Genomic DNA, 6,064 nt, shown 5'->3' on the forward strand with positions numbered 1-6,064 from the left:
CTACACGATGTTGTTCTCGCCCTCGGACAGGCAGGAGAAGATCTCTGTGTCGCCTTCGAACGTGGCGACCTCGTGCCACACCCGGCGGATGCCGCCCGGGTCCGAAGCCGTGGTGTACCAGCTGTCCTCAGTGTCCTGGCCCGAGTACATGTGGTGCCAGCTCCACACGTGGGTTGAGCCGTCCGCCCTCCGTGTCACCAGCCTGACTGCCACATGGTGTCCGTCTGCAGCGGTGTCTTTCACCCAGAGGTAGACGTCCTTGAGGGAGTTCCTGCTCGTGTACGTCTGGTCCCCCCCACCCTTGGCCACGATGTGGATGCCGTCGAGAACCGAGCAGTCTTTCTCTGCGGCGGCAGCAGGGTGAGCGCTGAGTGTGCTGAGCATGAGGCCAGATGCGGCCAACCCTGCTGTGGTCGCCAGACGACGGCGCATGTGAAACTCCCAAGATCCGGACGGTAGTGACTTGAACACGTCAATGATGTTGATCTCTTTAACATACCGTTGCTTGTTCGAGTGCTTCACGCGCCTGTGGGCCCTCACAACGTGGGGTAAACGAGTTTCACGGCACCGCCGAGGCGCCCCTAAACTGACCCCCGTGACCGAGAACGCTCAGCAGCAGCCACCCGCGCCCGACTCCGAACTGCCGACCCAGTACGCGCCGGCCGATGTAGAGGGGCCGCTGTACGAGCGCTGGGTGGAGCGGGGTTACTTCGAGGCGGACGCGAAGAGCGACAAGCCGCCGTTCACCGTCGTCATCCCGCCGCCGAACGTCACCGGCAGCTTGCACCTCGGGCACGCCTTCGAGCACACCCTCATCGACGCCCTGACCCGGCGCAAGCGCATGCAGGGCTACGAGACGCTGTGGCAGCCGGGCATGGACCACGCCGGTATCGCCACGCAGAACGTGGTCGAGAGGGAGCTGGGCAAGGAGGGCAAGTCCCGGCACGACCTGGGCCGCGAGGCCTTCGTCGAGCGGGTCTGGCAGTGGAAGGCCGAGTCCGGCGGGCAGATCTCCGGGCAGATGCGTCGCCTCGGTGACGGCGTCGCCTGGTCCCGCGAACGCTTCACGATGGACGAGGGCCTGTCCCAGGCCGTCCAGACGATCTTCAAGAAGCTCTATGACGACGAGCTGATCTACCGCGCCGAGCGCATCATCAACTGGTGTCCGCGCTGCCTGACCGCGATCTCGGACATCGAGGTCGAGTACCAGGACGACGACGGCGAGCTGGTCTCCATGCGCTACGGCGACGGGGACGAGTCCATCGTCGTCGCCACCACCCGCGCCGAGACGATGCTCGGTGACACCGCCGTCGCCGTCCACCCCGACGACGAGCGCTACCGGCACCTCGTCGGCAAGCAGATCCGGCTCCCGCTCACCGACCGCTCCATCCCGGTCGTCGCCGACACCCACGTCGACCCCGAGTTCGGCACCGGTGCCGTCAAGGTCACCCCGGCCCACGACCCGAACGACTTCGAGATCGGCCAGCGGCACGACCTGCCGTCCATCACCGTGATGGACGAGCACGCCGTCATCACCGTCCACGGCCCCTTCCAGGGCATGGACCGCCTGGAGGCCCGCTCGGCGATCGTCGCCGCGCTGCGCGCCGAGGGCCGGATCGTCGCCGAGAAGCGGCCCTACGTCCACTCCGTCGGCCACTGCTCGCGCTGCAAGACCACCATCGAGCCGCGCCTGTCCATGCAGTGGTGGGTCAAGGTCGGCCCGCTGGCCAAGGCCGCCGGCGACGCCGTCCGTGACGGCAAGGTCAAGATCCACCCGCAGGAGATGGAGAAGCGGTACTTCGACTGGGTCGACAACCTGCACGACTGGTGCATCTCGCGCCAGCTGTGGTGGGGCCACCGCATCCCCGTCTGGTACGGCCCGAACGGCGAGGTCGTCTGCGTCGGCCCCGACGAGGAGCCGCCCACCGGTGAGGGCTGGCGCCAGGACACCGACGTTCTCGACACCTGGTTCTCCTCCGGCCTGTGGCCCTTCTCCACGCTGGGCTGGCCCGAGCGGACCGAGTCGCTCGCGAAGTTCTACCCGAACTCCGTCCTGGTCACCGGCTACGACATCCTCTTCTTCTGGGTCGCCCGGATGATGATGTTCGGCCTGTACGCGATGGACGGCACCCCGCCGTTCCACACCATCGCCCTGCACGGCATGGTCCGCGACCAGTTCGGCAAGAAGATGTCGAAGTCCTTCGGCAACGCGGTCAACCCGCTGGACTGGATGGACAAGTACGGCTCCGACGCCCTGCGCTTCACCCTGGCCCGCGGCGCCAACCCGGGCGTCGACGTGCCGATCGGCGAGGACTGGGTCCAGGGCTCGCGCAACTTCGCCAACAAGATCTGGAACGCGACCCGCTTCGCGCTGATGAACGGCGCGACGGTCGAGGGTCCGCTGCCGGATCCGTCGGCGATGTCGGCGACCGACCGCTGGATCCTCTCCCGGCTCAACTCGGTGGTCGCCGAGGTCGACGCGTACTACGAGGACTACCAGTTCGCCAAGCTCTCCGACGCCCTCTTCCACTTCGCGTGGGACGAGGTCTTCGACTGGTACGTCGAGCTGTCCAAGACGGTCTTCCAGGCGGGCGGCGAGCCGGCCGAGGTCTCCAAGCGGGTCCTCGGCGAGGTCCTCGACGTCACCCTCAAGCTGCTGCACCCGGTGGTCCCGTTCGTCACGGAGACCCTCTGGACCACCCTGACCGGCGGCGAGTCGGTCGTCATCGCCGACTGGCCGGCCGACAGCGGCTTCCGTGACCAGGCGGCCGAGCAGGAGATCTCCACCCTCCAGTCGGTCATCACCGAGGTCCGCCGGTTCCGCGCCGACCAGGGCCTCCAGCCCGGCCAGCGGGTCCCGGCCCGGCTGGCGCTCGACGGCACGGCCCTCGCCCCGCACGAGGCGGCCATCCGCCAGCTGCTCCGGCTCCAGCCCGAGGGCGACTCCTTCACCGCCACGGCGACCCTGCCGGTGGCGGGCGCCGAGGTGGCCCTCGACCTCTCCGGCACGATCGACGTCGCCGCGGAGCGCAAGCGCCTCGCGAAGGACCTCGCGGCGGCCGAGAAGGAGAAGGCCCAGGCCACGGCCAAGCTGGGCAACGAGGCGTTCCTGGCGAAGGCCCCGGAGAACGTGGTGGACAAGATCCGCACCCGCCTGGCCAAGGCGGAGGAGGACATCGCCCGCATTACCGCCCAGCTGGAGAAGCTGCCGCAGGCGTAGGCGTCCGTACGCGGCGAAGGCCCCCGGTGCGTGTCCGCGCCGGGGGCCTTCGCCGGCTCAGGGGCGCGGGCCGTGCGGCCGTGCGGCCGTGCCGCGTGGGCGCGGCCACCGGTCCGGGGCGTCCCGCGGCCGGCCGGCGAGACAAGCCACCCCATACCGGCGCCGCGCCGCGGGCCCCCGCTCCGTAGACTGGCCCCGTGAGCGACAACCCCGGCACCGACCAGCCCGACCCCCTCGACAGCTTCGAGGAGATCATCGAGGCCGAGACCACCCGCGACCCCGACCTCGCGGTGATCGAGGCCGGCAGCCGCACCCTGCGCACCCAGGGCGGCCCGCCGCAGGCCGACGTACCCGCGCGCCCCGAGGACCCCGAGGTCGACAAGGCGCTGCGCGAGGTCGAGGCGGAGCTGGCCACCCGCTGGGGCGAGACCAAGCTGGAGCCCTCGGTCGCCAGGATCGCCGCGCTGATGGACGTGCTCGGCGAGCCCCAGCGGTCGTACCCCTCGATCCACATCACGGGCACGAACGGCAAGACCTCCACCGCCCGCATGATCGAGGCCCTGCTCGGCGCCTTCGAGCTGCGCACCGGCCGCTACACCAGCCCGCACGTGCAGTCGATCACCGAGCGGATCAGCCTGGACGGCGCCCCGATCACCGCCGAGCGGTTCATCGAGACGTACCAGGACATCAAGCCGTACGTCGAGATGATCGACGGGCAGCAGGAGTACCGGCTGTCCTTCTTCGAGGTGCTCACCGGCATGGCGTACGCGGCCTTCGCGGACGCCCCCGTGGACGTCGCCGTCGTCGAGGTCGGCATGGGCGGCTCCTGGGACGCCACCAACGTGATCGACGGCGACGTCGCCGTCGTGACCCCCATCGACCTCGACCACACCGACCGGCTCGGCGGGACGACCGCCGAGATCGCCGGCGAGAAGAGCGGCATCATCAAGCAGGGCGCCACCGTCATCCTGGCCCAGCAGCCGGTGGACGCGGCCCAGGTGCTGCTGAAGAAGGCCGTCGAGGCGGACGCGACCGTGGCCCGCGAGGGCCTGGAGTTCGGCGTCGTCGCCCGGCATGTCGCCGTCGGCGGGCAGCTGCTCACGCTGCGCGGCCTCGGCGGCGAGTACCCCGAGGTGTACCTGCCGCTGCACGGCGGGCACCAGGCCCACAACGCGGCCGTCGCGCTCGCCGCGGTGGAGGCGTTCTTCGGCGTGGGCGCGCAGCGCGCCGAGCCGCTGGACATCGACACCGTGCGCAAGGCCTTCGCGGCCGTGTCCTCCCCGGGCCGGCTGGAGGTCGTACGGCGCTCGCCCACCGTCGTGCTGGACGCCGCGCACAACCCGGCGGGCGCGCGGGCCACCGCCGAGGCCGTGCGGGAGGCGTTCGACTTCACCCGGCTCATCGGAGTCGTCGGCGCGAGCGGCGACAAGAACGTGCGCGGGGTGCTGGAGGCCTTCGAGCCGATCTTCGCCGAGGTCGTCGTCACGCAGAACTCCAGCCACCGCGCCATGGACGCCGACGAGCTGGCCGCGATCGCCGTCGAGGTGTTCGGCGACGAGCGGGTGCAGGTCGAGCCGCGGCTGCCGGACGCCCTGGAGGCCGCGATCACGCTGGCCGAGGAGGAGGGCGAGTTCGCCGGCGGCGGTGTGCTGGTCACCGGTTCGGTCATCACGGTCGGCGAGGCCCGGCTGCTGCTCGGAAAGGGCTGAGAGGCGAGGATGCGTACGCTCTGTGCATCGACCCTGATCGGCGAGTTCTTCGTCATCGGCTTCGCCGGACTGGTCGCCATGAAGGACCCGAGCCTGTCCACCTCCACGGTGTGGCTGGTCAGCGGCGCCGCCATGCTGCTGTGCGTGCTGCTGTGCGGCATGGTGACCCGTCCCGGCGGAGTGGCCCTCGGCTGGGCCCTCCAGCTGGCCCTGATCGCCTCCGGGGTGTTCGTCCCGACCATGTTCTTCATGGGGGCCGTGTTCGCCGCGCTGTGGTGGGCGTCGGTGCACTTCGGGCGAAAGGTGGACGAGGCGAAGGCAAGGGCCGCCGACGGGGCCCCGTCCTCCTCCTCCACGGCTGACGCTGCGTAACAAGGGCCCCGACACGCCCTGTAACCTCGTCCCACCGCACTCGCACGTCGTGTAAGGAGCCCCCTCGTGAGCCAGCGCACCCTCGTCCTCCTCAAGCCCGACGCCGTCCGTCGAGGCCTGACCGGCGAGATCATCAGCCGTATCGAGCGCAAGGCCGGCTGGCAGATCACCGCGCTGGAACTGCGCACCCTGGACCAGGACACGCTGGAGCAGCACTACGGCGAGCACAAGGGCAAGCCGTTCTACGAGCCGCTGGTGCAGTTCATGTCCTCCGGCCCGGTCGTGGCCATGATCGTCGAGGGCGAGCGGGTCATCGAGGGCGTGCGCGCGCTGGCCGGCCCGACCGACCCGATCGCCGCCGCGCCCGGTTCGATCCGCGGTGACTACGGCGTGATCGTGCGCGAGAACCTGATCCACGCCTCCGACTCCGAGGAGTCCGCCGAGCGCGAGGTGAAGATCTTCTTCCCGGGGCGCGCCTGAGGTTTCCGGCCGCGCCGGAGGGTTCGGGGGAACATCCCCCGGACCTCGGCGTTGTCGGCATGAGTACCGGCGATCGAGGGAACGAGCGCCCCCGAACGCCCGTCTCCACAAGCGGGGCGGCACGCCATCTGGTGACAATGGCGGAGACCCTCGCGCAGTGTTCGTGCAGGCGCGTTTACGATGGAAGCCTTCACGTCACAGCACCCGCCTCGCCGACCTGACATGCCCTCAAGGGCGCAGGAAGGCCAGATGAATCCGGATGGGGAACTCAATGTCGTTCATC

The 6,064-nt window shown here is 69.9% G+C and carries 5 protein-coding genes; 4 read left to right on the plus strand and 1 reads right to left on the minus strand.

Annotated elements, in window-relative coordinates; genetic code table 11:
• Positions 1-522, minus strand: coding sequence for a hypothetical protein (locus IE312_RS22790; protein WP_189984208.1), 522 nt, complete (start codon positions 520-522; stop codon positions 1-3).
• Positions 523-595: 73 nt separating this feature from the next.
• Here IE312_RS22790 and IE312_RS22795 point away from each other — a divergent pair, with 73 nt between their 5' ends.
• The 4 genes from IE312_RS22795 to ndk all read left to right on the plus strand — a co-directional run bounded on the left by IE312_RS22795 (position 596) and on the right by ndk (position 5,781).
• Positions 596-3,220, plus strand: a complete 2,625-nt coding sequence (locus IE312_RS22795; RefSeq protein WP_189984209.1) for a valine--tRNA ligase — start codon at positions 596-598, stop codon at positions 3,218-3,220.
• Positions 3,221-3,417: 197 nt separating this feature from the next.
• On the plus strand, positions 3,418-4,929 hold the full coding sequence (folC, locus tag IE312_RS22800) for a bifunctional tetrahydrofolate synthase/dihydrofolate synthase (protein ID WP_189984210.1): 1,512 nt from the start codon (positions 3,418-3,420) through the stop codon (positions 4,927-4,929).
• Positions 4,930-4,938: 9 nt separating this feature from the next.
• Positions 4,939-5,301, plus strand: a complete 363-nt coding sequence (locus tag IE312_RS22805; RefSeq protein WP_189984211.1) for a DUF4233 domain-containing protein — start codon at positions 4,939-4,941, stop codon at positions 5,299-5,301.
• 66 nt (positions 5,302-5,367) lie between these two features.
• Complete coding sequence (ndk, locus tag IE312_RS22810) at positions 5,368-5,781, plus strand: nucleoside-diphosphate kinase (protein WP_189984212.1); 414 nt, start codon at positions 5,368-5,370, stop codon at positions 5,779-5,781.
• Positions 5,782-6,064 lie beyond the last annotated feature (283 nt).

This window comes from Streptomyces capoamus (genome assembly GCF_014654935.1).
GTDB classification, from domain to species: Bacteria; Actinomycetota; Actinomycetes; order Streptomycetales; family Streptomycetaceae; genus Streptomyces; species Streptomyces capoamus.

Excerpts from the sequence above, each read along its gene's own strand:
- IE312_RS22805 (WP_189984211.1), top strand. The coding sequence starts at position 4,939 with ATGCGTACGCTCTGTGCATCGACCCTGATCGGCGAGTTCTTCGTCATC.